Raw genomic sequence first — 26516 nt, 5'->3', positions numbered from 1 at the left:
GGCCGTCGTCCGGTCGAAACCCCTCCCCGAGTTCGGGTGTCCGCTCGGGCTGGTCAAGATTCTTGCGATCGGTTCCTGTGCACGGGTGTGCCCCGGGGGCGTACCCGTACTGCGGTGCCCGAACTCCTCGCGAGCCCATCTTCGTGGTGATCGGCATCCGCCGCCCGCGCTGCAGCAGGTGTGCTCCTGCCTGGCCCGGCCACGTGTGATGGCGGCTCCTCGGGGGAGCTTAACTGTTCCTGTTTCTGATGCAGAACATCGCAATCTGTGTTCTCCGGTCGCTGTGACGTTGCAGGAGTGGGCGCGTGAGCAGGGCGTGTCCTACCGGGCTGCGTGGAACTGGTTTCACGCGGGAACGTTGCCCGCGCCCGCTCGTCAGCTGGCAACCGGCACGATCAGGACGCACGAGTCGACTCGGAAACTGGCCCGGCACGTCGACCGCGGCACCGGCCGCATCCGCTCGGCGACGGTGACCTTCCAGCGGGGCCGGTGGCACGTGTCCTTCTCCGTGGCCGTCACCAAGCAGGAACCGGCCCCGGCGAGCACGGGCGGCACGGTCGGCGTGGACCTCGGTGTGACGTCGCTGGCGGTGCTGTCCACCGGTGAACAGGTGCCCAACCCGAAGCACCTGCAGCGCAGGCAACGCAAGCTGCGGCGGCTGCAACGCCGCATGTCCCGCCGCACGGGCCCGGACCGGCGCACCGGGAAGAAGGTGTCGCACCGGTGGCGCAAAACCCGCGATCAGGTGTCGCGGCTGCACACGCAGGTGTCGAACGCCCGCCGCGACGGGCTGCACCAACTGTCGACTCGCCTGGTCGACGAGTGCGCCACGATCGTCGTCGAAGACCTGAACGTGGCGGGCATGACCCGCAACCGGCGGCTCGCCCGGCACATCGCCGATGCCGGCTGGGGCGAGCTGCGCCGGCAACTCGACTACAAGACCACCTGGCACGGCCGGGAGCTGGTCACCGCTGACCGGTTCTCCCCCTCCAGCAAGACCTGCCACGACTGCGGCGCGGTGAAAGCCAAACTGCGCCTGTCGGAGCGGACCTTCACCTGCGAGCACTGCGGCTACACCGCGGATCGCGACCTCAACGCCGCCCGCAACCTCGCCGGTCTGGTCGAGGCCACGGGCGGCACGTCCTCCCAGAGTTGCCGGGCGACGCAAAACGAGCCCGCTGGAAACCCTGGTAAGACCAGCGCTGCTGGCGTGGGGTATCGCCACGGGAAGACCACACGACGTGTGGCCAAGGCCGCGTAGCAATACGACGGCTCAGGAAGTGCACGCTTTTGCACATTTTCTGAACGGTAGGTGCAGGACGGCAGTACCGAGTCCCGCAACCCCGGGGATGGTGATCGGCCATGCCGCAGCAGGCGTGGACGCGCAAGCAGGAACGCCAGTACGAGGAAATCAAGGAGCGGACCGAGCAGTGCGGCTCCTCCGAGGACCGCGCCCAGGAGATCGCGGCTCGTACCGTGAACAAGAACCGCGTCCAACGGGGAGAAGCCCGCCAACGCAGCGAGACGGCGAGGCAGGGCATGTCGCCGCAGCAGCGTGGAGGTATGCGCTCGGGCAACGACGAAGGTCCGGCAGGCCGCACCAAGCAGCAGCTCTACGAGGACGCCCGGCGGCAGGACGTCCAGGGCCGGTCGAAGATGTCGAAGGCCGAGCTCGCGGCCGCACTCGGTGATCGTTCCTGACCCGAGGCTGCACGGCCGGACGCGGCGTGACTGGAGCGTTGCGCGATCGGGCATCCAACCGTCCACACGCAGCGTCCTCGCCCGCGGTGCCCGGCCGAAGCACCGGCGCGAAGCTCACCGGGGAAGGCGGCGTTCAGGGGTTCGGCCCCGTGCGGTGCCGGGCAGCCGCGGGGCGAGCGCATCGACGATGACGAACATGCAGTCGCCGGCCAAGGACGAGAACTACGACCTGCTGACGGTGCTGCAGCCGTCGCTGCAGCACGTGTGCATGTTCGAGTCCTGCATCGAGGACGCCCGGCGCGAGGGAGGCACCGAGCTGGTCGAGTGGTTGAAGCCGATCCAGGAGAACAACCGCAGGGCCGGCATGGCAGTGCGCGGACGCCCCGCACCGCGCTCGCCGCGTTCGCGGAACGGGTCACGTCTGCGCTCGCGCGCACGTACCGGCCGCGCCCGCTCAACCCGGGTGGGTTTCACCGCCCACCGGTGCGAAGACCTCTCCGGTGTAGAAGCTGGAGAGCTGGTCCGAGGCGAAGAACACGTACGAGGGCGCGATCTCGTCCGGGTGGGCCATGCGCCCCATGGGGGACTGCGTTCCGAAACCTTCCACCTTCTCCTCCGGGAACGTGGACGGGATCAGCGGAGTCCACACCGGACCGGGTGCCACGCAGTTCACCCGAACACCGCTTTGCGCCAGCGACTGCGCCAACGACTTCGTGAACGCGTGGACCGCGGCCTTGCTCGCAGCGTAGTCCATCATGGACTTGTTCCCGCGCAATCCGTTCACCGAACCGGTGTTGATGATCGACGCCGGCGTGTGCAGGTGCGCCAGAGCGGCCCGGGTGATCCAGAAGGTGCCGTAAACGTTGATCTTGAACGTGCGGTCGAACGCCGCGGTGCTCACGTCTTGCAGATCGGTCGCAGTCGCCTGCGTCCCGGCGTGGTTGACCAGGACGTCCAGTCCCCCGAGCTCGCCGCTGACCTGCTCGACGACCTGCTCGCAGAACTCCTCCGACGCCAGGTCGCCGCGCAGTCGCAGGCACGTGCGACCCTCCTGCTCGACGAGCCGGGCCGTGTGCTCGGCGTCCTCCTTCTCCGAGGTGCCGAAGTAGACCACGGCCACGTCGGCGCCCTCCTTGGCGAAGGCGACGGCAACGGCACGGCCGATCCCGGAGTCGCCGCCGGTGATCAGTGCGCGGTTGCCCGCCAGCAGTCCCCGACCTTCGTAAGAGCGCATCTCGTCCTGCGGGTTCGGCTCCATCTCCCCGGAACTGCCCGGTGGTGGCTGTTGCTGCGCCGGGGGGTAGTTCTGGTCAGGCATGCTCCCTCCAACCACCAACTCGTCGACGCCCGTCCGCGAATACCCGGAGCGGCGCACCGACACACGTGTGGCGCGCCTGCGCCCGGACCGGGTCGATGAGCACCGACGCGCCTTCCAGGCGCAGCAGGAAAAGGGGTGGCGAGCCGAGAGCGCGCACGACGCGGTAGATGCGTTGTGCCGCGGAACCGTCCACCTGGGCAGTCGATCATCGAGCAGGAGGCTGACCCTCACCCGCCACGGGACGGCCGCTCCGCTGAACCGCTCATCCGGCTCGAGCGGTCACGTGGATCCGGCGTGGAAGGCGGGCAGCACCTTCTCCTGCCACTCCTGGAAGAACTCCTCCTGCGACGGCCCGATCTGCTGGACGTAGACCTCGTCGAACCCCGCGTCTGCGAACGCCCGGACCGCTTCGACGTGCCGGTCCGCGTTCGGTCCGCAGGGGAAGACCTCCTGGATCGCGCCGTCGTCGACGAAGCGCACCGCTTGTTCGAAGTCCTTCGGCGTGGGCAGGTTGAGCACCAGGGATCCGGGCAGCGCCTCCGTGGCCCACGTGCGGGCGGTTCGGACGGCTTCCTCCTCGCTGGGCGCCCAGCACGCCTTCATGCCGCCTTGCACCGGTTTCTCGTGACCGCCGGCCTCGCGGAACTCCCGGACGAGATCCGCGTCCGTCACCGGCGTGCACAGGCCGTCCGCGCTCGCCCCGGCGAACCGGGCGGTCCGCGGGCCGAACGCCGAGACGTAGATCGGCACGGGGCGTTCGGGCAGGGTGTACAGGCGCGCGTTCTCCACGGTGTAGTGCTCTCCGTGGTGGTTGACGTAGCCGCCCGCGTGCAGGGCGCGGATCACCGCGATCGCCTCGCGCAGCATGTCCGAGCGCACCTGCGGCGGCGGCCACCGGTCGCCGAGCACGTGCTCGTTGAGCGCTTCCCCCGTGCCGAGGCCGAGCGCGAAGCGCTCCCCGGTCTGCACGCCGGCCGTGGCGGCGGCGTGGGCGATGATCGCGGGGTGGATGCGGATCGTCGGGCAGGTCACGGCCGTGGTGATCGGCAGCGACGTCACCTGTGACAGCGCGCCGATCACCGACCAGACGAAGGGGCTGTTGCCCTGGGCGTCCACCCAGGGGTGGAAGTGGTCGGAGATCCACAGCCCGCGGAAGCCCGCCTGCTCGGCGAGCTGCGCCTGCCGCACGAGTTCGGCGGGTCCGAACTCCTCGGTGGCGAGGAAGTAGCCGATGCGCACCGCGGTCCTCCCTGGTGTTGCTGCTCGGGGCAGGTGCCGGCCCGGCACCCGGGCCCGTTCCCCGTGCGCGGTCTACCCCGCGCGGACGCCGGAAACACGCGGAAGGCGGGCAGCGCCGGGGCGCGGCGAGCGATCGCACCGCCCGCCTCGCGGCTGCGGGGCGCGCGTTTGGCCGCGAAGCGACCGCGGGTACGGCTGACGCGCAACGCACGAGGACTGCCGAACGCGTGCTCGGCGCGAGTCCTCCGCCTTCGGAACGGTCACGGCAGCAGCGCGATGGTGGAATGGGGTGTCGGCGTGGCGGAATTGGTCTCGGACCACGTTCTGCGCCGGTTGCGCGAGTGGGGCGTGGACAAGGTGTTCTCCTACGCCGGGGACGGGATCAACGGGATCCTGGCGGCGTGGCAGCGGGCGGGCAACGAACCCCGGTTCGTCCAGGCGCGGCACGAGGAGTTGGCGGCCTTCGAAGCGGTGGGGTATGCGAAGTTCTCCGGCCGCGTCGGAGTGTGCATGGCCACCGGAGGCCCCGGGGCGGTGCACCTGCTGAACGGGCTCTACGACGCGAAGATGGACCACGTGCCGGTGGTGGCGATCGTGGGTCAGCAGGGCACCACCGCGCTCGGCGGCGCCTACCAGCAGGAGATCGACCTGAACTCGCTGTACAAGGACGTGGCCAGCGAGTACGTCCAGTTCGTGGTGACGGCGCAGCAGCTGCCCAACGCGCTGGACCGGGCGATGCGCACGGCGATGGTCGAGCGCACGGTCACCGCACTGATCATCCCGGGCGATGTGCAGGAGACCGAGTACACACCTCCGACGCACGCGTTCAAGATGGTGCCCTCCAGCCTGGGGATCTCGGGTTCGACGGTGCTCCCGAGGGGGCAGGACCTGGAACACGCCGCGGAGGTGCTCAACTCCGGCCGGCGCGTGGCGATGATGATCGGCCAGGGCGCCCGCGGCGCGGCCGAGGAGGTCAAGCAGGTCGCCGACACGTTGGGGGCCGGGGTGGCCAAGGCGCTGCTGGGCAAGGACGTGCTCACCGACGACCTGCCCTACGTGACCGGAGTGTCGGGGCTGATGGGCACGCGCCCGTCGTGGGAGCTGATGCGCGACTGCGACACGCTGCTCGTGGTCGGTGCGAGCTTCCCGTACAGCCAGTTCCTACCGGAATTCGACCAGGCGCGGGCCGTGCAGATCGACATCGATCCGACGATGATCGGGATGCGCTACCCGTTCGAGGTCAACCTGCTCGGCGACGCGCAGGACACCCTGCGGCACCTGTTGCCGCTGTTGCGGCGCAAGGAGGACCGCACCTGGCGGCAGCAGGTGGAGGAGACCGTCAGCGGCTGGTGGGACGTGATGCGGCGCCGCGCGAACGTGTCAGCGGATCCGATCAATCCCGAGCGGGTCTTCCACGAGCTGTCGCCGCTGCTGCCGGAGAACGCGATCGTGACCACCGATGCGGGGTCGGTGGCGAACTGGTACGGCCGGCACCTGCGCATCCGCGGGGACATCCGGTGCTCGCTGTCGGGGACTCTGGCCACGATGGGACCGGGGATGCCGTACGCGACCGGCGCGAAGTTCGCCTTCCCCGATCGCCCGGTGTTCGCCCTGGTGGGCGATGGCGCGATGCAGATGAACGGCATCAGCGAGCTGATCACCGTGGCGCACTACTGCGCGGAGTGGGACGACCCGCGCGTCGTGATCGGAGTGCTCAACAACAGCGACCTCAACCAGGTCACCTGGGAGATGCGGGCGATGAGCGGTGCCCCGCAGTTCCTGCCCTCGCAGCAGTTGCCGGAGTTCCCGTACGCCGGCTACGCCGAATCGCTCGGGCTGCGCGGCATCAAGGTGGACGATCCCGGTGATATCGACAACGCCTGGCAGCAGGCGCTGCGCTGCGACCGCCCGTGCCTGGTCGAGTTCGTCACCGATCCCGCGGTACCGCCGATCCCGCCGGAAGCGAACTGGGAGCAGATGGAATCCGTCGCCGAAGCCATGCTCAAGGGCGATCCGGACGCCTGGTCGGTCCTCAAGGAAGGCGCCAAGGCCAAGGCGCAGGAGTTCGTCCCGGGGCGGGCGGACCGGCGGTGAGGGGGCCGCCGGTGGACGGTGCGGAGATCACCGAGGTCGGTGCCCGGGCGTACCGCGTCCCCACCGAGACGCCGGAGTCCGACGGAACCCTGGCGTGGTCGGACACGACGATCGTGGTCGCCGCGGTCCGGGCCGGCGATCGCACCGGTCTGGGGTACACCTACGCGCACCCGGCCTGCGTCGAGGTGATCGAGACCGTGCTGGCCCGGGCGGTGCTGGGGCGGGACGTGCTCGACGTGCCCGCGGCCTGGCGAGCGATGCAGCGAGCGATCCGCAACAACGGGCGGCCCGGATTGGTGTCGTGCGCCATGTCGGCGGTGGAGATCGCCCTGCAGGACGCCGCGGCGCGCCTGTGCGGGCTGGCGCTGAGCCGGTTCCTCGGCCGCGCGCACGAGAGCGTCGCCGTCTACGGCAGCGGGGGGTTCCTCACCTACGACGACGAGCAGTTGGAGCAGCAGCTGCAGCGATGGGTCGGGGAGCAGGGGCTGTCCGCGGTCAAGATCAAGATCGGTGAGGAGCGGGGAGGCAACCCCGAGCGGGACCTCGCGCGCACGGAGTTCGCGCGCAACCTCGTCGGGGAGGACGCCGAGCTGTTCGTGGACGCCAACGGGGCCTACTCGCCCGCGCAGGCGGTGCGCGTGGGACGGCGTCTGGACCAGGCGGGCGTGGTGTGGTTCGAGGAACCGGTCTCCAGCGACGACCTGACCGGGTTGCGGCGCGTGCTGCAGGCCGCGGAGGCCGACGTGGCTGCCGGTGAGTACGGCTTCGACCTGGCGTACTTCGCGACGATGCTCGAGGCCGGTGCGGTGGATTGCCTGCAGGTCGACCTCACCCGGTGCGGTGGGATCGGGGAGTGGCACCGCGCGGCGGCGTTGGCGGCGGCGCGCAATCTCGACGTGTCCGGGCACTGCGCCCAGAACATCACGGCACACGTGGCCGTCGCGACGCACAACGTCCGGCACCTGGAGTGGTTCCGGGATCACGAGCGCATCGAGGCGATGCTCTTCGACGGCGTGCTCGACCCGAGGGGCGGCGCGGTGCGCCCCGACCCGTCGGCCCCCGGGCACGGCATGACCCTGAAGGAGGCCGACGCCGAGCCCTACCGGACGGTGTGAGGTGCCTCGGTGCGTGGCCGAGACGACGAGCGCGGGAGGCGCGATGGCGGCGACCGGCCTGCCGGGGGTGGCCCGAGTGGACGCCGAGGCGTTGCGGCACGACCTGGTTTCTGCCGTGGACGGCGAGGTGCGGTTCGACGACGGCACGCGCGGGGCCTACGCCACCGACGCGTCGAACTATCGGCAGGTCCCCATCGGCGTCGTCGTGCCGCGCACGGTCGACGCCGGAGCCGAAGCGGTGCGGATCTGCCATGCGCACGGCGCGCCCCTGCTGTCGCGAGGCGGGGGTACCAGCCTGGGCGGGCAGGCCACGAACACCGCCGTGATCATCGACTGGACCAAGTACTGCCACGCTCTGGTTTCCGTGTCCCCGTCGCGGCGTACGTGCGTGGTCGAACCGGGGATCGTGCTCGACGTGCTCAACGGTCGGCTCGCCGAGCACGACCTCATGTTCGGCCCGTTCCCGTCCACGCACAGCCACTGCGCGCTGGGCGGCATGATCGGCAACAACGCCTGCGGGGCCAGCGCCCAGATGTACGGCAAGACCGTCGACAACGTCCGCAGCCTGGAGATCCTCACCTACGACGGGCTGCGCTGCTGGGTCGGACCGGTCACCGAGGCCGAGCTGGAAGCCGTGATCGCCGCGGGCGGCCGCGAGGGCGAGATCCACCGGCGGCTGCGCGAGATCCGGGACCGCTACCGGGAGCGGATCCGCCTGCGCTACCCCGACATCCCGCGGCGGGTGTCGGGCTACAACCTCGACGCCCTGCTGCGCGACGACGGCCTCGACCCGGCGGAGCTGCTCGTGGGCAGCGAGGGCACGCTCGTGACGGTGCTGCACGCCGAGCTCGCCCTCGTCCCCACCGTGGCGCGCAAGGCGATGGTGGTGCTCGGTTACCAGGACGTGGCCGCCGCGGCCGACGACGTCCCCCGGCTGTTGCAGCACAGCACGCCGCTGCAGCTGGAAGCGCTCGGCGGGGAACTGGTGCACTTCCTGCGCGAGGAGCGGACGTATCTGGACTCGGTGGCGTTGCTGCCCGCGGGGAGCAGCTGGCTCTTCGTCCAGTGCGGCGGTGATTCGGCGGCCGACGCCGACGGGCAGGTGCAGCGCCTGCTCGACGGGCTGGGCAAGTCCCCGCAGGACCTCGACGTGGCCGTCTCCGACGACCCCGAGCGCGAGCAGCAGATGCTCAAGGCGCGCGAGGCCGGTCTCGGGGCGACGGCCAACCCACCGGACATGCCCGAGAGCTGGGAGGGCTGGGAGGACTCGGCGGTGCCGCCGGGGAGGTTGGGGGATTACCTGCGCGACCTGCTGGCGCTGTTCGCCGAGTTCGGCTACGAGCGCCCCGCGCTGTACGGGCACTTCGGGCACGGCTGCGTGCACGTCCGGATCCCGTTCCGCATCAAGAGCGGCCCGGGCGTGGCGGCGTTCCGCCGCTTCGTGCAGCGCGCCGCCGACCTCGTCGTCTCCTACGGCGGGTCGCTCTCCGGCGAGCACGGGGACGGGCAGGCGCGCGGCGAACTCCTCGTGCGCATGTTCGGCGAGGAGCTGGTGCAGGCCTTCGGCGAGGTCAAGGACGTCTTCGACCCGGCGAACCGGATGAACCCCGGCAAAGTCGTGGCGCCCTACCGGGTGGACGAGCAGCTGCGGCTCGGGTCGGACTACCGCCCCGAGCACCCGAGGACGTACCTGGGCTTCCCCGACGACGGTGGCAGTTTCCACCAGGGCGTCATGCGGTGCGTCGGCATCGGCAACTGCCGCAGCACCAGCGGGGGCGTCATGTGCCCGTCGTACCGGGCGACCGGCGAGGAGGAGCACTCCACGCGGGGGCGGGCCCGGTTGCTGTTCGAGATGATGCGGGGCCACGCCGACACCCCGATCTCCGACGGGTGGCGCTCGCAGGCCGTGCACGACTCGCTGGACCTGTGCCTGGCCTGCAAGGGGTGCAAGTCGGACTGCCCGACCGGAGTGGACATGGCGATGTACAAGGCCGAGTTCCTCGCCCAGCACTACCGCAACCGGCCGCGCCCGACGACGCACTACTCGCTGGGGTGGCTCCCGGTGCTGGCGCAGGGCGCCCGGCTGGCACCGCGCCTGGTCAACACCGCGCTGCACGCGCCCGGATTGGCCGAGGCGGGCAAGCGCATCGCCGGGATCACCCCCGAGCGCGAGGCCCCGCGGTTCGCCCCGAGGAGTTTCCAGCAGCAGTGGCGCCGGCGCGCCCGGTCCGAACCGCGGCCGGGCGACCGCGACGCCGTGCTGCTGTGGCCGGACACGTTCACCAACCACTTCGAACCCCGCATCGCCCGCGCCACGGTCGAAGTGCTGGAGAACGCCGGCTTCCGGGTCGCCGTCCCGCAGCAGCCGGTGTGCTGCGGACTGACCCTGATCTCCACCGGCCAACTGACCTCGGCGCGGCGCGTGCTCCGCCGCACGTTCCGGGTGCTGCGCCCGTGGATCGAGGCGGGCACCCCGATCGTCGGAACGGAGCCGTCGTGCCTGGCGGTGTTCCGCTCGGACCTGCGCGAACTGCTCCCCCACGACGAAGACGCCGCACGGCTGCGCGGCCAAGTCCTCACCCTGGCCGAGGCGTTGACCCGCTACGCCCCCGACGACTGGCACCCGCCGCGGCGCGACGTCGATGCCGTCGTGCAGGCGCACTGCCACCAGCACGCGGTGCTGGGCTTCCGAGCGGACGAGGAGGTGCTGTCCGGGGCGGGAGTCGATGCGGACGTCCTCGATTCGGGGTGCTGCGGACTGGCCGGGAACTTCGGGTTCGAACGCGGGCACTACGACGTCTCGATGGCCTGCGCCGAACACGCGTTGCTCCCGGCCGTGCGGCGGGCGGCACCGAGCACGCTGGTGCTCGCCGACGGCTTCAGCTGCCGCACCCAGATCGCCCACGGCAGCGACCGCGCGGCCGCGCACCTCGCGGAGGTGCTGGTGGGTTCGGCACCCCAGTGGCCTCGGTGAGATCGCAGGGGACCGGTGGGACGGAGCTCGGTGAGGTGCGGGCAACTGCCTGATCCCTCCGCGGGGAGCGTCCAGCATCGCGCCCGCCGCTGGTGTCGTCGGGCGCTACTGCGCTCGGGGTCGCAGCGCTGCCGCGGCCTCGAGGGCGAGCTGGAGTTCTTCGCGAGGCTCGACGACGAGGACGGCGGGGTGCTGTTCCGGCGCGCTCACGGGCCCGTCGTCGGCGCGGTTGCCGGAGAGCTCGCCGGGAAGGCCCAGCAAGGACAGGCGCCGGCAAATGTCGCGGCGCACTTCGGGCTGGTTCCATCCGATCTCGCCGGTGAACACCAGCGCGTCGATGGTGTCGAGATTGGTGGCCATGGACGCGATGCCGGCGGCTGCGCGTTTTGCGAACACGCGCAGTGCCAGGCGGGCGTCGTCGTCGCCGTCGTCGGCGGCGGCCACGAGGTCGCGGGTGTCCCCGGAGCGACCGCCGGACAGCCCGAGCAGCCCGGCCTCGCCGTGCAGCGCCCGCTCGACGGTGTCGGTGTCCTCATCGGAGTGTCGCAGCAGCCAGAACAACAGCCCGGGATCGAGATCGCCGCTGCGCCGCGACATGGCCATCCCGCCGAGCGGGGTGAGTCCCATGGTGGTGTCGACGCTTCGACCGCTGTGGACGGCGCAGGCCGAGCAGCCGCCGCCGAGGTGCGCCAGCAGCACCTGGATCTGTTCCGGGCCCCGGCCGAGGATCTCGGTGGTGCGGCGCAGCGCCCAGGCGTAGGACAGGCCGTGGAAGCCGTAGCGGCGGACGTGGCCCTGCCACCGGGCGGGCAGCGGTTCGGTGCGGACTTCCGGGGGCAGTGCGCGGTGGAAACCGGTGTCCGGGCACAGGACCTGGGTCAGGCCGGGGTGCGCGTTCCCGGAGCGCCGGATCAGCTGCACGGTGGCGGGCACGTGCAGGGGTGCCAGCGTTTCGAGCTCGCCCAGGGCGGTCAGGGTCGATTCGTCGACGCGACGGGGACGCGTGACGTGATCACCGCCGTGAACGAGGCGGTGAGCCAGGCAGGTGGCGTGCTCGGCGTGGGCGCGGAGGAACCGGTCGAACTCGGCGAGGGACTCGTCGGAGGTCGGTGACGTGGCTGTGCTGGTGGAGTCGAGCACCTCGCATGTGCCGTTCTCGTCGACGACCGCGGTCTCCAGGCGCAGGCTGTTGGAGCCGGGGTTGACGGTGATGACTGCCGTGGTACCCACCTGTTCCTCCTGGCAGCTCGTGGGTTTGTCGGCTCCGGCGCGCCGGCAGTCCCAGCGTGGCCTTGGTGCGTGCGTGGTCGGGGCATCACGGCACGGGCCAGTGCCAGGCGCGCACTTCGGGCAGGTCGGTGCCGTGCTCGCGGGTGTGCCGGTCGTGCTCGGCGCGTTCGTCGTGCATGGCCTGCCGCAGGTCGGCGCAGGCGCGGTCGTGCCGGCCGGCGTGGTGGAGCACGTCGAGCACGAGGTCGAACCGGTCGATGCGGTTGCGCACGGCCATGTCGAACGGCGTGGTCGTGGTGCCCTCCTCGCGGTAGCCGCGAACGTGCAGGTCGCGGTTGGTGCGTCCGTGGGTGAGGCGGTGGATCAGCCAGGGGTAGCCGTGGTAGGCGAACACGATCGGGCGGTCGGTGGTGAACAGCGCGTCGAAATCGCGGTCGGTGAGCCCGTGCGGGTGCGCCTCGGCCGGTTGCAGGCGCATGAGATCGACGACGTTGACCACGCGCACCGACAGGTGGGGAGCGGAGTTGCTCAGGACGTCGACGGCGGCGAGGGTCTCGCGGGTGGGCACGTCGCCGGCGCAGGCCAGCACGACGTCGGGCGCGTCGCCGCCGGTGCAGGCCCACTCCCACACGCCGGCTCCGCGGGCGCAGTGCTCGGCGGCCGCGGCGGGGTCGAGCCAGGTCGGCTGGGGTTGTTTGCCCGTCACGATGACGTTGATCAGGTCTCGGCTGCGCAGGCAGTGTTCGACCGTCCACAGCAGTGTGTTCGCGTCCGGCGGCAGGTAGACGCGCACCACGTCGGGTTTCTTGTGGGTGACGTGGTCGAGGAACCCCGGGTCCTGGTGGGAGAAGCCGTTGTGGTCCTGCTGCCACACGTGCGAGGTCAGCAGGTAGGTCAGCGCCGGCACGGGTGGGCGCCAGGAGAGCTCCCCGCTGACCTTGAGCCACTTGGCGAACTGGTTGACCATCGAGTCGACGATGTGGATGAAGGCCTCGTAGCTGGCGAACAGGCCGTGCCGGCCGGTGAGCAGGTACCCCTCCAACCAGCCCTGCAGCGTGTGCTCGCTGAGCACTTCCATCACGCGTCCGTGCTGGCTCAGGTGCGCGTCGACGGGTGCCTGCGCGGCGTTCCAGGCGCGGTCGGTCGCCTCGTAGACGGCGGAGAGCTTGTTGGAATCGAGCTCGTCGGGGGAGAACACCCGGAAGTCTCGGCTGCGGTGGCTGGCTTGCAGCAGGTCGCGGAGGTAGCGGCCGAGCACCTGCGTCGGCGACTGCGGTTCCCGGCCGCTCCGGTCGCGCTCGAGCATGTAGGGACGAGAACGGGGCGGGTCCAGCTCGGTGCGCGCACCCCCGTTGGTGTGCGGGCTGGCGCTCATCCTCCGCTCCGGGCGGGGAACGGCCTCGGTGACCGCGGATCGGGGTTCGCCGTCCTCGTCGAACAGCTCTCCAGGCCGGTAGTCGAGCAGCCACGACTGCAACCGCTCGCGCTGGTCGGCGTCCCCGGCCGGATCGGGCAGCGGGAGCTGGTGGGAACGCCACGTGCCTTCCACGAGCTTCCCGTCGAACTCGTGCGGGCCCGTCCAACCCTTCGGGGTCCGCAGCACGATCACCGGCCACGGAGGCCGGGTGTTCTTTCCGCGCTCGCGGGCTTCGGCCTGGATGCGGTGGATTTCGTCGACCGCGCGGTCCAGCGTGCTCGCGAGCGCGGCGTGCACGTGCTCGGGATCGTCCCCGTCGACGAGGTAGGGGACGTGTCCGCAGCCTTCGAGCAGGTGGGTGAGCTCGGCGTCGGAGATCCCGGACAGCACCGTCGGGTTGGCGATCTTGTAGCTGTTGAGGTGCAGGACGGGCAGCACCGCTCCGTCGTGGACGGGGTCGAGGAACTTGTTGCCGTGCCACGCCGCGGCCAACGGGCCCGTCTCGGCCTCCCCGTCGGCCACCACGCACGCGGCGATCAGGTCGGGGTTGTCGAACACCGCTCCGTAGGCGTGCGCAAGCGAGTAGCCGAGCTCGCCGCCCTCGTTGATCGATCCCGGCACCTCGGGGCCCACGTGGCTGGGCATGCCACCGGGGAACGAGAACTGCTTGCACAGGCGGGCCATCCCGGCGGCGTCGCGGGTCACCTCCGGGTAGGTCTCGGTGAAGGTGCCCTCCAGCCAGCTCGCGGCCTGCAGGCCGGCGCCGCCGTGCCCCGGGCCGGTCACGTAGATCACGTCGAGGTCGCGGTGGCGGATCAGCCGGTTGAGGTGGGTGTAGACCAGGGTCAGCCCCGGGACAGTGCCCCAGTGCCCCAGCAGGCGGGGTTTGATGTGCTCGCTGCGCAGCGGTTCCGTCAGCAACGGGTTGCTGTGCAGGTAGAGCTGACCGACGGCGAGGTAGTTGGTGGCCCGCCAGAGCGCGTCGAGGCGGACGTGCTCGTCGGCGTCGAGCTTCGCCGGTGTCAACGTGCGCATACCCCGGTGCTCCCGAGTTGGTGTGCTGGCGGAAGACGGCAGGGGGATTCCCGCGTCGGCGGACGGCCGAAACCGCACGGCGCGGTCGGCGCTTCAACGGCGGGTGCGGTGCGCGGCCCCCGCAAGCGCTCGCGCACGCACGCCGGTGCTTTCGCCGGTGACGTCCGCCGGTCCGTGTCCCAGCGCAGGCCGACTGAACCAGTTCGAGCGTTCGCGGGTTCCCGCGGTTGCGAAGAGTTCGTTGCGGTTCGGGAGTGTGCGGGTATCCCGAAGTCGTCGATGCGCCGCGGGGACGGCGGCGGAGCGCCGCGGGGGCGCTCCGGTCCGCCGGGACTCGCGGGCACCGAGCCGTGCCGGGCTCGACCACGCCGCCCGTACCCGCCGACTACCGCGAGGTCCTGGTATGACGAGCGGATGCGCCGCCGCTGAAGCCATGCGCGCTGCGATGCTGAACGTGCTCGGAGCGCTCGACGACGCGCAGCGCGCCCGGGTGCGCTACTCCTTCGCCGACGACAGGCGTCTGCGGTGGAGCTACGTGCCGGAGTCCCGCCCCGGTGTCCGTCTCGCCGACCTGGGGCGCGATGCGGCCAAAGCCGCGCACCAGTTGTTGGCCACCGCGCTGAGCCCGCGTGCGTTCGCGCAGGCCACCACCATCATGGGGTTGGAAGAAGTGCTGGACCGCGGTGAGGGCGGGGAGCACGGGCGCCACCGCGGTCACTACTGGATCGCGGTGTTCGGTTCTCCGGACGAGGACGCGTGGTCGTGGCGGTTCGAGGGGCACCACCTGTCGGTGACGGCGACCGTCACGGGGTCCGAAGTGAGCCCCACGCCGTTGTTCCTCGGTGCTCATCCGGCCGCGATCAGTTATGCGGAGCGGCCGGGCCTTCGACCGCTCTGCTGGGAGGAGGACCTCGCTCGGGCGGTGCTCGAGGAACTCTCCCCGCAGCACCGGCGCAGGGCCGTCGTCAGCGATCGTCCGCCGAACGACATCCGCACCGCGACCGCGGCGCAGGCGCCGGACCACGTCGACCCCCTCGGCGTCCCGCGGCGGGAGCTCGGCCCGAGCGCGGCGGCCTGCCTCGACCAGCTCCTGTCGCTGTACCTGGGGCGGTTCAACGCGGGCCTGGTCGGCGACGAAGCGGCGGCGCTGGAGCGGGCCGCGGACGACGTGCACTTCGCCTGGGAAGGTCCGCGGCAGCGCGGCAGCGGGCACTACTACCGGGTGCAGGCGCCCGGAGTGCTCGTGGAGTACGACAACACGCAGAACGAGGCGAACCACGCGCACTCGGTCGTGCGGCGCCCCGGCGACGACTTCGGCGCCCAGCTCCTCGGAGCGCACTACGCCACGAGCCACGGCTTCGCCTCCTCGGCGACGTCCGCGGAAGACCCCAGCCGTCGCGGCGAGTAACGAAGGGCGCTCGCTCAGGTGGTGGGTTCGGTGAGTTCCACCCCGCGGTGGTGCGCCAGTACCGGCGCGGCGCTCGTGAGCGCGAGCGGGGCGGGTGCGGGATGCAGGTGGCGCACCCGACTCAGCTCGTGGTGGGCGCGAACCAGGGAGGCGAAGTCCCGCGGGTAGGCCTCGAGGTCGCCCCCGGCGAGCGTGCCGATCTTGCGGGCCCGCTCGACGAGACGCCGCCACTGCTCGGCGCCGGCCAGGCCGATGGACTCGGTTCCGTGCGAGAAGAGCATGAGGCGGATCTCGTCGTAGTCGCCCGCGGTGTCGAGGTAGGAGTTCAACGCGTGGTGGGAGCTTTCGGTGTTGAACGCCATCCAGAAGGGCGCAGAACCCGTGCGCAGGGCCCACCACGGCTCCATGAGCAGGAACGATTCCGCCAGCAGGCGACTGTCGGGCACGCCGCGCTCGCGGTACCACCAGCGGTGCAGCTCGGCGACCGCAGGGCTGAGCTGCTCGGGCTCGCCGAAACGCAGGCGCCGGAACGCGCACCCGTGCGTGCGGGCGAGGTCGCCCAGGTCGTCGAGCAGGGCCGGGTCGAAGCCCCACTCGGCTTCCGGGGCGCGCTCGTCGGGCGGCGGCGGGGTCCAGCCGCGCCGCGCGGAGCCGTACCGGTGCAGCAGGTCGGCCACCCGGGGCCCGCCCTCGTGGTATTCGGATTCGGAAGCGCCGCCCAGCGCTCCGAACTGGAAGCAGTGGCGCGGGCCGACGCGGGTCACCGGCCACGACAGTTCGCATTCGACGCTGATGACGGTGCCGCCCGGTTCCAGGCTGTCTCGCAGGAAGCGACGGTAGGCCGCCGGCAGGGACTGCCACTTGACCCGGAAGTAGGACATCCCGGCGATCATGAGGCGGTCTTGGTTGGGATCGTGCATGTGGTGCAGGCCCAGCCGGGGGTTGGCTTGAAGCAGGTCGTGGGCGGGCTGGTGGCCCGCGTCGAGTTCCGCCCGCGGGTCGTCGCGGTCGACCCCGCGGCGGCGCACGGGCACGAGCAGCGTCTGCGGCAGCCACGGCGCGTCGAGCGCGGCGGCGAGGTGGATCAGCGCTCCGTTCGAGGAGCCGACGAACACGACCGGGTAGCGGCGCCGCGGGTAGTGGCTCACGACCCACTCGGCGAGGTCCTCGGCGTTGATCCGCCCGAGCGAGGTGCGCGGGACGGCTCCGGCGATGCCGCTGGCGGCGTAGACGCGTTCGGCGATGCTCGTGGGAAGCCGGTTGACAGCGCCCAGCGCGGAGGAGAGCAGCGGGACGGCCGAGCGCGGGGCCTGCCCGAGGGCGGGAACGTCCTGACCGGCGAGGAAGCGGGACAGCGCGCGCAGCATCCCGGTGGCGGAATCGAAGGAGGCGACGGCGTGCTGGGGCTTCAACGCGGCACCTCGTCGAGGTGCCCGGCGACGTGGTCGGCGACACCGCCGGGATCGCTGAACGGGACCATGTGACCGCTCCCGGGCCAGCGGGTCAGGTGTCCGCGCGGGAGGAGCCGGGTGGCCTCCTCGGCCCACGATCGCGGCACGATCGCGTCGTGCTCCCCGCGGAGCACGAGGGTCGGGACGGTGATGCGGGGCAGCTTGTCCTCGATCCGATCGGTGAGCGCGCTGCGGAAGGCGGCCGCGATCCGGCGCGGGCCCGCGTCGATGTAGTCCCGCAGCACCAGGGCGGACAGCGCGGGCGGCTCGTGCCGGCCGTTGCGGGCCCAGCGCCCGAGCTGGCGGACGAAGCCGCGGGCCACCGGGTCGACCGTCGGGGCGATCAGGACGCAGCTGTGGACGAGTTCGGGGTGGCGCACGGCGAGGTCGGCGGTGATCTGGCAGCCGAACGAACAACCGAGGAGATGCACCGGTGCCAGGCCCGCCGCGGTGAGGAAGTCGCGAACGTGCTCGCTGAACTCGGCGACCGAGCGGGGCGGCTCGGCGCGGGCGCTGGCTCCGTGCCCGGGCAGATCGACGGCCCACGTCTGGCGGTGCGCGCTGAGCGCCGCGACCAGGGGAAGCAGCTCGCGGCTGGAGACCCCCGCACCGTGCAGGCACACGGCGGCCGGGACGCGATGCCCGGAGTGCCAACTCACCACCTGGCCGGCGGGCAGCTCGTGCACCTGACGGTGCAGCTCTCGCGTACCACTGGCTGTGATCGGTTCCTCCTTCGGACTCTTCGGCCACGTCCAGGATGAGGGGGGTCGGAGTCGCGAGCCAGCTGGGCGCGGCGCCGCGGCACGGCAGCGCTGGTGCGGACAGCCCGCGCGAGACGGCCCGCGAGGCAGCCGGCCGGCCGCGCAGATCCGCGTCGCCCGCGCTGCACCGGCTGCTCCGGTTTCCGCGGCGTTGTTCTTCGCGCGCTGGTCAGTACTGGGACGGTTGATTCCGGGGGAGCAGTGGTCCGGGAACGAAGGCTCCGGACCCGGGCTGCGCGGTCCCGCTGCGGAACCTCTCGCACGGCTCTCGCTCCGGGGCGCCCGGCACCGGGTAGCCGCTGCCCCGCGGCCGCCTCAGCGGGTCTGGGCGGGGCGCTGGCCGTGCCGCCGGAACCACTCCCCGAGGAACTGCCTGCCGTCCGGCACCATCGGCCAGTCGCCGGCCTCCAGCCGGCCGCGCAGCTCCTCCAGCGGCATCCACCAGCCCTCCGCGACCTCCTCGGGCTGGTGGCGCACCGGCCCGTCCCAGCGGGCCTCGTAGCAGAAGCCGTGGAGCCGCACGGTGCCGTTCACGTGCACCGAGCGGAAGGCGAACTCCGGCTGCGCGTCGATGCCGAGCTCCTCCGCGAGCTCGCGCCGCGCGGCCTGGTCCGGGGACTCCCCGGCGGCGACGACACCGCCCGCCCAGCAGTCGTGCAGGCCGGGGTAGACGTCCTTGTCCGCGGTGCGCCGGTGCACGTACACGGCCCGCCCGGTGCGCGAGCGCACGAGCACGAACGCGGCCGCGTGCCAGAGCCCCTCCCGCCGCATCCGCTCCCGCGGCGCGGCCCCGACCGCACACCCGGACGGGTCATACACGGCGACCTGCTCCCCGCTGCCCACGGGCACATCCTCGCACTCCGGACACGGCGGGAAAGCTCACACTCTGCCTACTCGGCGGAAACCCGTACGCTGCGGTATATGCGGCGGATCATGGGAACCGAGGTGGAGTACGGCATCGCTGTGCCGGGCGATTCGAGCGCCAACCCGGTGCTGAGCTCGACGCACGTCGTGCTCGCGTACGCGGCGGCGGCCGACATCCCGCGGGCGCGCCGGGCGCGGTGGGACTACGAGGTCGAGTCGCCCCTGCGGGACGCCCGCGGGTTCGACCTGACGGCCACGGCCCAGCAGAACAACGGCAACGAGGGCGACGACCTCGGGGCCGCCAACGTCATCCTGACCAACGGGGCGCGCCTGTACGTCGACCACGCCCACCCCGAGTACTCCGCGCCCGAGGTCACCAACCCGCGGGACGCGGTGATCTGGGACAAGGCCGGCGAGCGCGTGATGGAGGACGCCGCCGTCCACGCCACGAGCGTGCCCGGCACGGCACCGATCCAGCTGTACAAGAACAACGTGGACGGCAAGGGCGCCAGCTACGGCACGCACGAGAACTACCTGATGTCGCGCTCGACGGCGTTCACCACGGTCATCACGGGCCTGACGCCGTTCTTCGCCTCGCGCCAGGTGATGTGCGGCTCCGGCCGCGTGGGCATCGGCCAGGCCGGGGAGAAGGCCGGCTTCCAGCTGTCCCAGCGGGCCGACTACATCGAGGTCGAGGTCGGGCTGGAGACCACCCTCAAGCGCGGCATCATCAACACCCGCGACGAGCCGCACGCCGACGCGGACAAGTACCGGCGCCTGCACGTCATCCTCGGCGACGCCAACCTCGCCGAGACCGCCACCTACCTCAAGCTCGGCACGACCGCGCTCGTGCTGGACATGATCGAGGCGGGGGAGCGGTTCGAGGACCTGCGCCTGGCCGACCCGGTGCAGGCGGTCCACACGATCAGCCACGACCCCTCGCTGAAGCGGACGGTCGAGCTCGCCGACGGGCGGCAGTTCACCGGTCTGGACCTGCAGCGGGCGTACTTCGACCGGGCGATGCGCTTCTACGAGAAGCACGGCGGCGAGCCGGCCGACCGGGACGTGCTCAACACCTGGGGCGAGGTCCTGGACGTGCTGGCGGGCGACCCGATGGACTGCGCCGACCGGCTGGACTGGCCGGCCAAGCTGCTGCTGCTGGAGAACTACCGCACGCGCGACAACCTCGGCTGGGCCTCGCCCCGGCTGCACATGATCGACCTGCAGTACTCGGACGTGCGCCTGGACAAGGGCCTGTACAACCGCCTGGTGGCGCGCGGTTCGATGCGGCGGCTCGTCGACGAGGAGGAGGTCCGCGCGGCGGTGACCGACCCGCCGGAGGACACGCGCGCCTACTTCCGGGGGCGGTGCCTGGAGCGCTACCCGGGCGACGTCGCGGCCGCGTCGTGGGACTCGGTCATCTTCGACCTGGGCCGGGAATCGCTCGTGCGGATTCCCACGTTGGAGCCGCTGCGTGGTACCAAGGCCCATGTCGGCGACCTGCTGGAGTCCGCGCAGAGCGCCGAGGAGCTGGTCGACTCGCTCACGCGGGGATGATGCGGGAGCGTGAAGATCGAGATAATGCCCGCGAGATTCTGGGCGAACGATTGGTCGGATGGGTAATCTGCGCACGGGAGGACCACGTTCCGCCGGAGCGGTGACCTCCGCGCAATCGACCACCGGGAGGGCGACATGGCCCAGGAGAAGACGCAACGCCACGGCGACGGGGACGACGAGGAGCAGCAGGGCCCCGACGCCTCCGGTCAGGAGCAGCGGGAGAAGGTCGGCGAGGACGTCGACGCGATCCTCGACGAGATCGACGACGTCCTGGAGGAGAACGCCGAGGACTTCGTCCGCGCCTACGTGCAGAAGGGCGGGCAGTAGCCGCCCGAGTCCGGCGGGCGCCCACCGCCGGGCGTGATCGACAATTGCAGTGCGCTCCGACGACCGCCGCGACCTCCGGCCCGCGGGCCGGAGGTGCGGGGGACGTGCGCGAGCACCAGCGAGTTCGAGCAGGAGACGATGTCGCCGATGGATTCCAGTGCGACCCGAGGTTCGGGTCCGGCCTTGCCCGACGCCTACCTGGCCCCGGGGAACTCGTTCACCGATTTCCTCCGGTCCGCGGCTCCCGAACTTCTCCCGGGGAGCCAGGCGAAACCCGACGTGCGGGGGGACGGCTCCGTGGACGCCCCGCACGGGACGACGATCGTGGCGCTGACCTTCCGCGGCGGCGTGCTGCTGGCCGGGGACCGCCGGGCGACGATGGGCAACCTCATCGCGCAGCGGGACATGGACAAGCTGTTCGTCACCGATTCCTACTCCACCGTCGGCATCGCCGGCACCGCCGGGATCGCGCAGGAGCTCGTGCGGCTGTTCGCGGTCGAACTGGAGCACTACGAGAAGCTCGAGGGCGTGCCGCTGTCGCTGGACGGCAAGTCGAACAAGCTGGCCACGATGCTGCGCAGCAACCTGGCCGGGGCGTTGCAGGGGCTGGCGGTCGTCCCGCTGTTCGCGGGTTTCGACGCCGAGGCCGCCGACCCCGAGTGGGCCGGGCGCATCGTCTCCTACGACATCACCGGCGGCAGGTACAACGAGATCGGCGGGTACCACGCCGTCGGCTCCGGTTCGACGTTCGCCAAGTCGGCGCTGAAGAAGCGCTACGACCCGGAAGTGGGCGTGGACCAGGCCGTGCGGACCGCGATCGAGTCGCTCTACGACGCCGCCGATGACGACACGGCCACCGGCGGGCCGGACCTGACGCGCCGGATCTACCCCTCCGTGGTCACGGTGACAGCGGCGGAGGGGGCGGTCCGCCTGCCCGAGGAACGCGCGGCCGAGATCGTGTCCGAGGTCGTCGCGGGCCGGCAGGAGAACCCCGGCGGCTGAGTCGCCGCTGCCCGTCCGTTCGCCCCGCCGCTCGCGTCCGCACGAGGCGAGCCGATCCGACCCAGGAGTGCACAGCCGTGACGATGCCGTTCTACACCTCCCCCGAGCAGCTCATGCGCGAGCGCTCCGAGCTGGCCCGCAAGGGCATCGCTCGGGGCCGCAGCGTGGTCGTGCTCAAGTACGCCGGGGGAGTGCTCTTCGTCGCCGAGAACCCGTCCCCGACGCTGCACAAGGTTTCCGAGATCTACGACCGCATCGGCTTCGCCGCGGTCGGCCGCTACAGCGAGTTCGAGGCGCTGCGCGTGGCCGGCGTGCGCATCGCCGATGTGCGCGGCTATTCCTACGACCGCCGGGACGTGACCGGCCGGTCGCTGGCGAACACCTACGCCCAGCACCTCGGGGCGATCTTCACCGAGCAGATCAAACCGTTCGAAGTGGAGATCTGCGTGGCCGAAGTCGGCCGCACCGCCGAGGGGGACCAGCTGTACCGCCTCACCTACGACGGCTCCATCGTGGATGAGCCGCAGTACGTGGTGATGGGCGGTCAGGTGGACACGATCACCAGCAAGCTCAAGGAGACCTTCGCCGACGGCATGGACCTGGAGGCCGCCATCGGGGTGGCGATCCGGGCGATCTCGGCCGGCGGCGAGGGCAACCGCGAGGTCGGCGTCGAGCAGCTCGAGGTCGCCGTGCTCGACCGGGAACGTCCACACCGGACCTTCCGCCGCATCCGCGGCGCCGCGCTGCGCGGGCTGCTGCCGGGCGGCACCGCCGGGCAGTCCGAGTCGGACGAGGAGAAGCCCGACGGCGGCAGCGACGGCGACAGCAGCGGTGGCGGCGGTGACGGCGCGGACGGTTCGTCCAGCTCGTGACCGGGTAGCCCCGCCGCCCCGCCGTCCGGCCGGACGACGGGGCGGCGGGGCGCACCGCCGTGGCGGGGAGCGGCCGATCCGCCACCACGGGGAGAGTGAGCTAGCTCACCGGACGCGGTGCGTGTCCGCCTCCGGGGTGCCCCTTCGCCCGAATCGGTTCAGGTGCGCCGTTCACCTGTGCGCACCGCGTGTTCGCACCCCCGGCGACGGGCGGAAATCCCGCTGAGCGGTGGGGAAAACGCCGATCAGGCCCGAACGGCGGACCGTCGTAACTCGCGATTTGCGCCTAGTGTGGAGGCATGCAGCGGCGGATCTTCGGCATCGAAACCGAGTTCGGGGTCACCTGCACCTTCCACGGTCAGCGCAGGCTCTCCCCGGACGAGGTGGCCAGGTATCTCTTCCGACGGGTGGTGTCCTGGGGACGCTCCTCCAACGTCTTCCTCCGCAACGGTGCCCGCCTGTACCTCGACGTGGGCTCGCACCCCGAGTTCGCCACGGCCGAGTGCGATGACATCACCCAGCTGATCACGCACGACAAGGCCGGTGAGCGCATCCTCGAGGACCTGCTCGCCGATGCCGAGCGGCGGTTGGCCGACGAGGGCATCGGGGGTGACATCTTCCTGTTCAAGAACAACACCGATTCGGCGGGCAACTCCTACGGCTGCCACGAGAACTACCTGGTGGGCCGTTCCGGCGAGTTCTCCCGGATCGCCGACGTGCTGCTGCCGTTCCTCGTCACGCGCCAGCTCATCTGCGGGGCGGGCAAGGTGCTGCAGACCCCGCGCGGTGCGGTGTACTGCCTGTCCCAGCGGGCCGAGCACATCTGGGAGGGCGTCTCCAGCGCCACCACGCGCTCGCGCCCCATCATCAACACCCGCGACGAGCCGCACGCCGACGCCGAGCGCTACCGGCGGCTGCACGTCATCGTGGGCGACTCGAACATGTCCGAGGTCACCACGCTGCTCAAGGTGGGCACGGCCAACCTCGTGCTGGAGATGGTCGAGAACGGCATGCAGTTCCGCGACTTCACCCTGGACAACCCGATCCGGGCGATCCGCGAGATCAGCCACGACCTGACCGGTCGGCGCGGGGTGCGCCTCGCGGGCGGGCGGGAGGCCTCCGCCCTGGACATCCAGCGCGAGTACTACTCCCGGGCCTGCGACTACGTCGCCCGGCGCGGTTCCGACCCGATGACCGACCGGATCATGGACCTGTGGGGGCGTGCGCTGGACGCGGTCGAGTACCAGGACTACTCGGGCATCGACCGGGAGATCGACTGGGCCATCAAGCTGCGGCTGCTGGACCGCTACCGCAGCAAGCACGGGCTGGAGCTGTCGAGCCCGCGCATCGCCCAGCTGGACCTGTCGTACCACGACCTGCGCCGCGGGCGCGGGCTGTTCGACATGCTGCAGCGCAAGGACCTGGTCGACCGGGTGACCGAGGACGGCGAGATCGAGGCGGCCAAGGACACCCCGCCGCAGAGCACCCGGGCCAAGCTGCGCGGCGACTTCATCGCGGCGGCCCAGTCGGCCGGACGGGACTTCACCGTCGACTGGGTGCACCTCAAGCTCAACGACCAGGCCCAGCGCACCGTGCTGTGCAAGGACCCGTTCCGGGCGGTCGACGAACGCGTCGAGCGGCTCATCAGCTCGCTGTAACCGCTCAGGATGTGCTGTTGCACCGGCGCGGTGACGAGGACCTGGTGCTGACCACGGCCCTGCGGGCGCAGCAGGACAGCGAGGTCGTCTCGGCGAGCGCCCGCGTGTTCGCTGCGATGATGCAGCGCGATCCGGACGGGGCCCGATCGCTGATGCTCGACGTGCTGCCGCAGGCGTTCCCGTGGGTGCGGCTGCTGCCCGCGGACGACCGCACCGCGTTCGTCGACGAGTTCGTCGACGCCCTGCGCGCGGTGGAGGACCTCGACAACCCGGCGGCGGTGGTGCACGTGATCACCACTTGGCGGCACACCGCCGAGGTCTGCGCCGACCCGGAGCTGCACGAGGTGCTGGCCACCGACGGTGCTGACCACGGTCCGGCCTCGGCCCCGCCGGTGGACGCATGAGCCCGAAGCGCAACGACCGAGTCGCCCCGCCGGCATCCGGGCAACACTGGGAGGTTCGGTACGCCACGAGCGAAGCCGTCAGGGGCTGTGCTGCGGTGGGGCTTTGTGGGCGGCGTTGAGCTCGACCAGCACGTTGTCCCGGTTGCCGTGCAGCAGCGATGACTGCGGGGAGCGGCAACACCAGCAGCAGCCGTCACGACAGCGCTGGGCGACGCAGCAGGAACTGCGCCGAACGCTTCCTCATGCGGGTTTGTACTGGATCAGGACCCACGCCGTGAACACGTTGCTGGAAAGCTGGACGTCGACGACCTCGATGGCGGGATCGTCCAGGAACTCGTTGACCCTCCGGTCCAACTTCTCCGGGTTGCTCGAGTAGAACGTCTTGATCTTCATGGGGCGGAACGTAGCAGGAACGACGTGCCCCGCGTGCCGGTTCCGCGAAGGGTTCTCCCACGGCTCCCCACGGGGTCACGGCACGCCGTGCCCGCCACCGCCGTCCCCGCTAGCCTCACGCGCGACGCCGGGCCACACCTGACTTCTGGCGGCCTGCGAGCGGGCGTCAGCAGCACCCTTGTTGTGGAGCATCTGCTCCATTACGCTGCGGTCGTGCCTCGACCGCGTGTACACGACCTCGATCAGGTGCTGGACGTCGCCGAACGGCTCGTCGTCGACGTGGGACCGGAGCGGCTCACCGTGCGCAGGCTCTCGACGGAGAGCGGTGTGCCCAACGGTGCGATCTACCACGCCTTCGGTTCGTTGGCGGTGCTGCGCGGGCGGATGTGGCTGCGGGCCGCGCTCGAGTTCTTGGACCTGCAGCGGGAGCTCGTCGATGAAGCGCTGGGTGCGGCACCGGCTCCCGGGGACGCGGTGAACGCCGTGGTCGCCGCCGCCGATGCGCCGGCGGTGCTCGCGCAGCGACGTCCGGCGGCGGCTGGGATGTTGATGACGGTGCGCCGGGAGCAGCTGCTCGGACCTGACCTCCCCGAGGAGCTCGCCGACTCGCTGCTCGAATTGGACCGGAAGTTGGTCTCCGAGGTGCTGTGCCGCTTGGCGTCCGCGCTGTGGGATCGGCGGGACGGTCCGAGCATCGAGGTGATCACCACCTGCGTGGTGGATCTGCCGACCGCCCTGCTGCGCCGGGCCCTCAGCCAGGTCACCGCGGACGGCGCGGTACTGATCACCGCCGACGTGCGAGCGCGTCTGGCGGCGGCCGTGCGCGCGGTCCTCGATCGCGAACCACCGAGGCGCAGGTAAGCCGACCACGACCACTTTTCCGAGGAAGGAACTGCGATGCCCGCGTTGCACGAGCAGGACGGCGTCTTCGTGCTGGATCTCGGCGAGGACGAGAACCGGTTCTCACCGGAGTGGCTCAAGGAGGTGAACGCAGCGCTGGACGCCGTCGTCGACCACTCTGCTGCCGGCGCGCTCGTGACCACGGGGCGGGGCAAGTTCTACTCCAACGGCCTCGACCTGGAGTGGATCATGGAAAACGCCGATCAGCTGGCCGCGTACCGCGCCGATGTGCAGGAGCTGTTGGCCCGCGTGCTGACGCTGCCGGTGCCTACGGTCGCGGCGGTGCACGGCCACGCGTTCGGCGCCGGGGCGATGCTGGCCCTGGCGCACGACTACCGGGTCATGCGCGCCGACCGGGGTTTCTTCTGCTTTCCCGAAGTCGACATCGACGTCCCGTTCACACCGGGGATGGCCGCGTTGATCCAGGGCAAGCTCACGCCCGCGGCTGCCGTCGAGGCGATGACGACGGGGCGACGCTTCGGCGGGGTGCAGGCCCGCGACCGCGGTCTGGTCGACCAGGTCGCCGACGAAGGCGCTGTGCTGCGCACGGCGGTCGAGCTCGTGCGCCCGCTGTCCGGCAAGAACCGCGACACGCTGGGGACGATCAAGTCGACCATGTTCGCCTCGGTGGTCACCGCGCTCCGCGCGCACGAACCCGCCGCGCGGCCCTGACCACCGCGGCGACGAAGCAGGAGCACGAACGCGAACCACACCGATGCCGCCCCGAGCGGCTCGCGCGGATCTGGAAGACGGAGATGACCACCACCGACTCGATGCCCCGCACTGCCGCCCGAAC

At 71.3% G+C, this 26516-nt stretch carries 22 protein-coding genes; 14 read left to right on the top strand and 8 right to left on the bottom strand.

Annotated elements, in window-relative coordinates; genetic code table 11:
- Positions 1–283: 283 nt before the first annotated feature.
- On the top strand, positions 284–1261 hold the full coding sequence (locus tag ACVGV0_RS15605; protein WP_459156421.1) for an RNA-guided endonuclease TnpB family protein: 978 nt from the start codon (positions 284–286) through the stop codon (positions 1259–1261).
- Positions 1262–1362: 101 nt separating this feature from the next.
- Positions 1363–1701 (top strand): plasmid stabilization protein, encoded by a 339-nt coding sequence (locus ACVGV0_RS15600; protein ID WP_459156420.1) that lies wholly within the window; start codon positions 1363–1365, stop codon positions 1699–1701.
- 454 nt (positions 1702–2155) lie between these two features.
- Here ACVGV0_RS15600 and ACVGV0_RS15595 read toward each other — a convergent pair whose 3' ends face one another.
- Positions 2156–3019: an SDR family oxidoreductase gene (locus ACVGV0_RS15595; RefSeq protein WP_459156419.1), complete on the bottom strand. Its 864-nt coding sequence runs from the start codon at positions 3017–3019 to the stop codon at positions 2156–2158.
- A gap of 279 nt (positions 3020–3298) precedes the next feature.
- Complete coding sequence (locus tag ACVGV0_RS15590) at positions 3299–4258, bottom strand: TIGR03557 family F420-dependent LLM class oxidoreductase (protein WP_459156418.1); 960 nt, start codon at positions 4256–4258, stop codon at positions 3299–3301.
- A 297-nt stretch (positions 4259–4555) separates the two neighbouring features.
- Here ACVGV0_RS15590 and ACVGV0_RS15585 point away from each other — a divergent pair, with 297 nt between their 5' ends.
- From ACVGV0_RS15585 to ACVGV0_RS15575, 3 genes are read left to right on the top strand one after another with little or no spacing between them, the layout of a single operon-like run.
- A complete protein-coding gene (locus ACVGV0_RS15585; RefSeq protein WP_459156417.1) occupies positions 4556–6352 on the top strand; it encodes a thiamine pyrophosphate-requiring protein in 1797 nt (598 codons plus the stop codon).
- A gap of 11 nt (positions 6353–6363) precedes the next feature.
- On the top strand, positions 6364–7467 hold the full coding sequence (locus ACVGV0_RS15580) for an enolase C-terminal domain-like protein (RefSeq protein WP_459156416.1): 1104 nt from the start codon (positions 6364–6366) through the stop codon (positions 7465–7467).
- A 13-nt stretch (positions 7468–7480) separates the two neighbouring features.
- A complete protein-coding gene (locus ACVGV0_RS15575) occupies positions 7481–10441 on the top strand; it encodes an FAD-binding and (Fe-S)-binding domain-containing protein (RefSeq protein WP_459156415.1) in 2961 nt (986 codons plus the stop codon).
- A 105-nt stretch (positions 10442–10546) separates the two neighbouring features.
- Here ACVGV0_RS15575 and ACVGV0_RS15570 read toward each other — a convergent pair whose 3' ends face one another.
- Positions 10547–11671, bottom strand: a complete 1125-nt coding sequence (locus ACVGV0_RS15570; protein ID WP_459156414.1) for an acetate kinase — start codon at positions 11669–11671, stop codon at positions 10547–10549.
- An 85-nt stretch (positions 11672–11756) separates the two neighbouring features.
- Complete coding sequence (locus ACVGV0_RS15565) at positions 11757–14123, bottom strand: phosphoketolase family protein (protein ID WP_459156413.1); 2367 nt, start codon at positions 14121–14123, stop codon at positions 11757–11759.
- Between the two features lie 403 nt (positions 14124–14526).
- Here ACVGV0_RS15565 and ACVGV0_RS15560 point away from each other — a divergent pair, with 403 nt between their 5' ends.
- A complete protein-coding gene (locus tag ACVGV0_RS15560; RefSeq protein ID WP_459156412.1) occupies positions 14527–15531 on the top strand; it encodes a DUF3500 domain-containing protein in 1005 nt (334 codons plus the stop codon).
- Positions 15532–15545: 14 nt separating this feature from the next.
- On the opposite strand, the gene ACVGV0_RS15555 is transcribed toward ACVGV0_RS15560, so the two are convergent.
- From ACVGV0_RS15555 to ACVGV0_RS15545, 3 genes are all read right to left on the bottom strand, one after another.
- Positions 15546–16943: a hypothetical protein gene (locus ACVGV0_RS15555; RefSeq protein WP_459156411.1), complete on the bottom strand. Its 1398-nt coding sequence runs from the start codon at positions 16941–16943 to the stop codon at positions 15546–15548.
- Positions 16940–17668, bottom strand: coding sequence for an alpha/beta fold hydrolase (locus ACVGV0_RS15550; RefSeq protein WP_459156410.1), 729 nt, complete (start codon positions 17666–17668; stop codon positions 16940–16942). The genes ACVGV0_RS15555 and ACVGV0_RS15550 overlap by 4 nt, the downstream gene beginning before the upstream one ends.
- A gap of 390 nt (positions 17669–18058) precedes the next feature.
- Positions 18059–18586, bottom strand: coding sequence for an NUDIX hydrolase (locus tag ACVGV0_RS15545; protein ID WP_459156409.1), 528 nt, complete (start codon positions 18584–18586; stop codon positions 18059–18061).
- 78 nt (positions 18587–18664) lie between these two features.
- Here ACVGV0_RS15545 and dop point away from each other — a divergent pair, with 78 nt between their 5' ends.
- The 6 genes from dop to ACVGV0_RS15515 all read left to right on the top strand — a co-directional run bounded on the left by dop (position 18665) and on the right by ACVGV0_RS15515 (position 24427).
- Positions 18665–20164: a depupylase/deamidase Dop gene (dop, locus tag ACVGV0_RS15540; protein WP_459156408.1), complete on the top strand. Its 1500-nt coding sequence runs from the start codon at positions 18665–18667 to the stop codon at positions 20162–20164.
- Positions 20165–20299: 135 nt separating this feature from the next.
- Complete coding sequence (locus ACVGV0_RS15535) at positions 20300–20491, top strand: ubiquitin-like protein Pup (RefSeq protein ID WP_459156407.1); 192 nt, start codon at positions 20300–20302, stop codon at positions 20489–20491.
- 147 nt (positions 20492–20638) lie between these two features.
- Positions 20639–21493, top strand: a complete 855-nt coding sequence (prcB, locus tag ACVGV0_RS15530) for a proteasome subunit beta (RefSeq protein WP_459156406.1) — start codon at positions 20639–20641, stop codon at positions 21491–21493.
- Between the two features lie 77 nt (positions 21494–21570).
- Positions 21571–22365, top strand: coding sequence for a proteasome subunit alpha (prcA, locus tag ACVGV0_RS15525; protein ID WP_459156405.1), 795 nt, complete (start codon positions 21571–21573; stop codon positions 22363–22365).
- Between the two features lie 299 nt (positions 22366–22664).
- Positions 22665–24023, top strand: a complete 1359-nt coding sequence (gene pafA / locus ACVGV0_RS15520) for a Pup--protein ligase (protein WP_459156404.1) — start codon at positions 22665–22667, stop codon at positions 24021–24023.
- A gap of 17 nt (positions 24024–24040) precedes the next feature.
- Positions 24041–24427: a DUF6247 family protein gene (locus ACVGV0_RS15515; RefSeq protein WP_459156403.1), complete on the top strand. Its 387-nt coding sequence runs from the start codon at positions 24041–24043 to the stop codon at positions 24425–24427.
- Between the two features lie 240 nt (positions 24428–24667).
- Here the strand turns inward: ACVGV0_RS15515 and ACVGV0_RS15510 are convergent, their stop codons facing one another.
- Positions 24668–24820 (bottom strand): hypothetical protein, encoded by a 153-nt coding sequence (locus ACVGV0_RS15510; RefSeq protein WP_459156402.1) that lies wholly within the window; start codon positions 24818–24820, stop codon positions 24668–24670.
- Positions 24821–25033: 213 nt separating this feature from the next.
- Here ACVGV0_RS15510 and ACVGV0_RS15505 point away from each other — a divergent pair, with 213 nt between their 5' ends.
- A complete protein-coding gene (locus ACVGV0_RS15505; protein ID WP_459156401.1) occupies positions 25034–25681 on the top strand; it encodes a helix-turn-helix domain-containing protein in 648 nt (215 codons plus the stop codon).
- Positions 25682–25717: 36 nt separating this feature from the next.
- Complete coding sequence (locus ACVGV0_RS15500; RefSeq protein WP_459156400.1) at positions 25718–26392, top strand: enoyl-CoA hydratase/isomerase family protein; 675 nt, start codon at positions 25718–25720, stop codon at positions 26390–26392.
- Positions 26393–26516: the final 124 nt, after the last annotated feature.

The organism is Salinifilum ghardaiensis, assembly GCF_054491345.1.
This window is presented reverse-complemented; position numbering and strand designations above follow the sequence as displayed.

Coding starts and splice junctions, on each gene's coding strand:
- ACVGV0_RS15600 (WP_459156420.1), top strand. CDS start 1,363: ATGCCGCAGCAGGCGTGGACGCGCAAGCAGGAACGCCAGTACGAGGAA.
- ACVGV0_RS15595 (WP_459156419.1), bottom strand. CDS start 3,019: ATGCCTGACCAGAACTACCCCCCGGCGCAGCAACAGCCACCACCGGGC.
- ACVGV0_RS15565 (WP_459156413.1), bottom strand. CDS start 14,123: ATGCGCACGTTGACACCGGCGAAGCTCGACGCCGACGAGCACGTCCGC.
- ACVGV0_RS15560 (WP_459156412.1), top strand. CDS start 14,527: ATGACGAGCGGATGCGCCGCCGCTGAAGCCATGCGCGCTGCGATGCTG.
- dop (WP_459156408.1), top strand. CDS start 18,665: ATGCGGCGGATCATGGGAACCGAGGTGGAGTACGGCATCGCTGTGCCG.
- ACVGV0_RS15535 (WP_459156407.1), top strand. CDS start 20,300: ATGGCCCAGGAGAAGACGCAACGCCACGGCGACGGGGACGACGAGGAG.
- prcB (WP_459156406.1), top strand. CDS start 20,639: ATGGATTCCAGTGCGACCCGAGGTTCGGGTCCGGCCTTGCCCGACGCC.
- pafA (WP_459156404.1), top strand. CDS start 22,665: ATGCAGCGGCGGATCTTCGGCATCGAAACCGAGTTCGGGGTCACCTGC.
- ACVGV0_RS15510 (WP_459156402.1), bottom strand. CDS start 24,820: ATGAAGATCAAGACGTTCTACTCGAGCAACCCGGAGAAGTTGGACCGG.
- ACVGV0_RS15500 (WP_459156400.1), top strand. CDS start 25,718: ATGCCCGCGTTGCACGAGCAGGACGGCGTCTTCGTGCTGGATCTCGGC.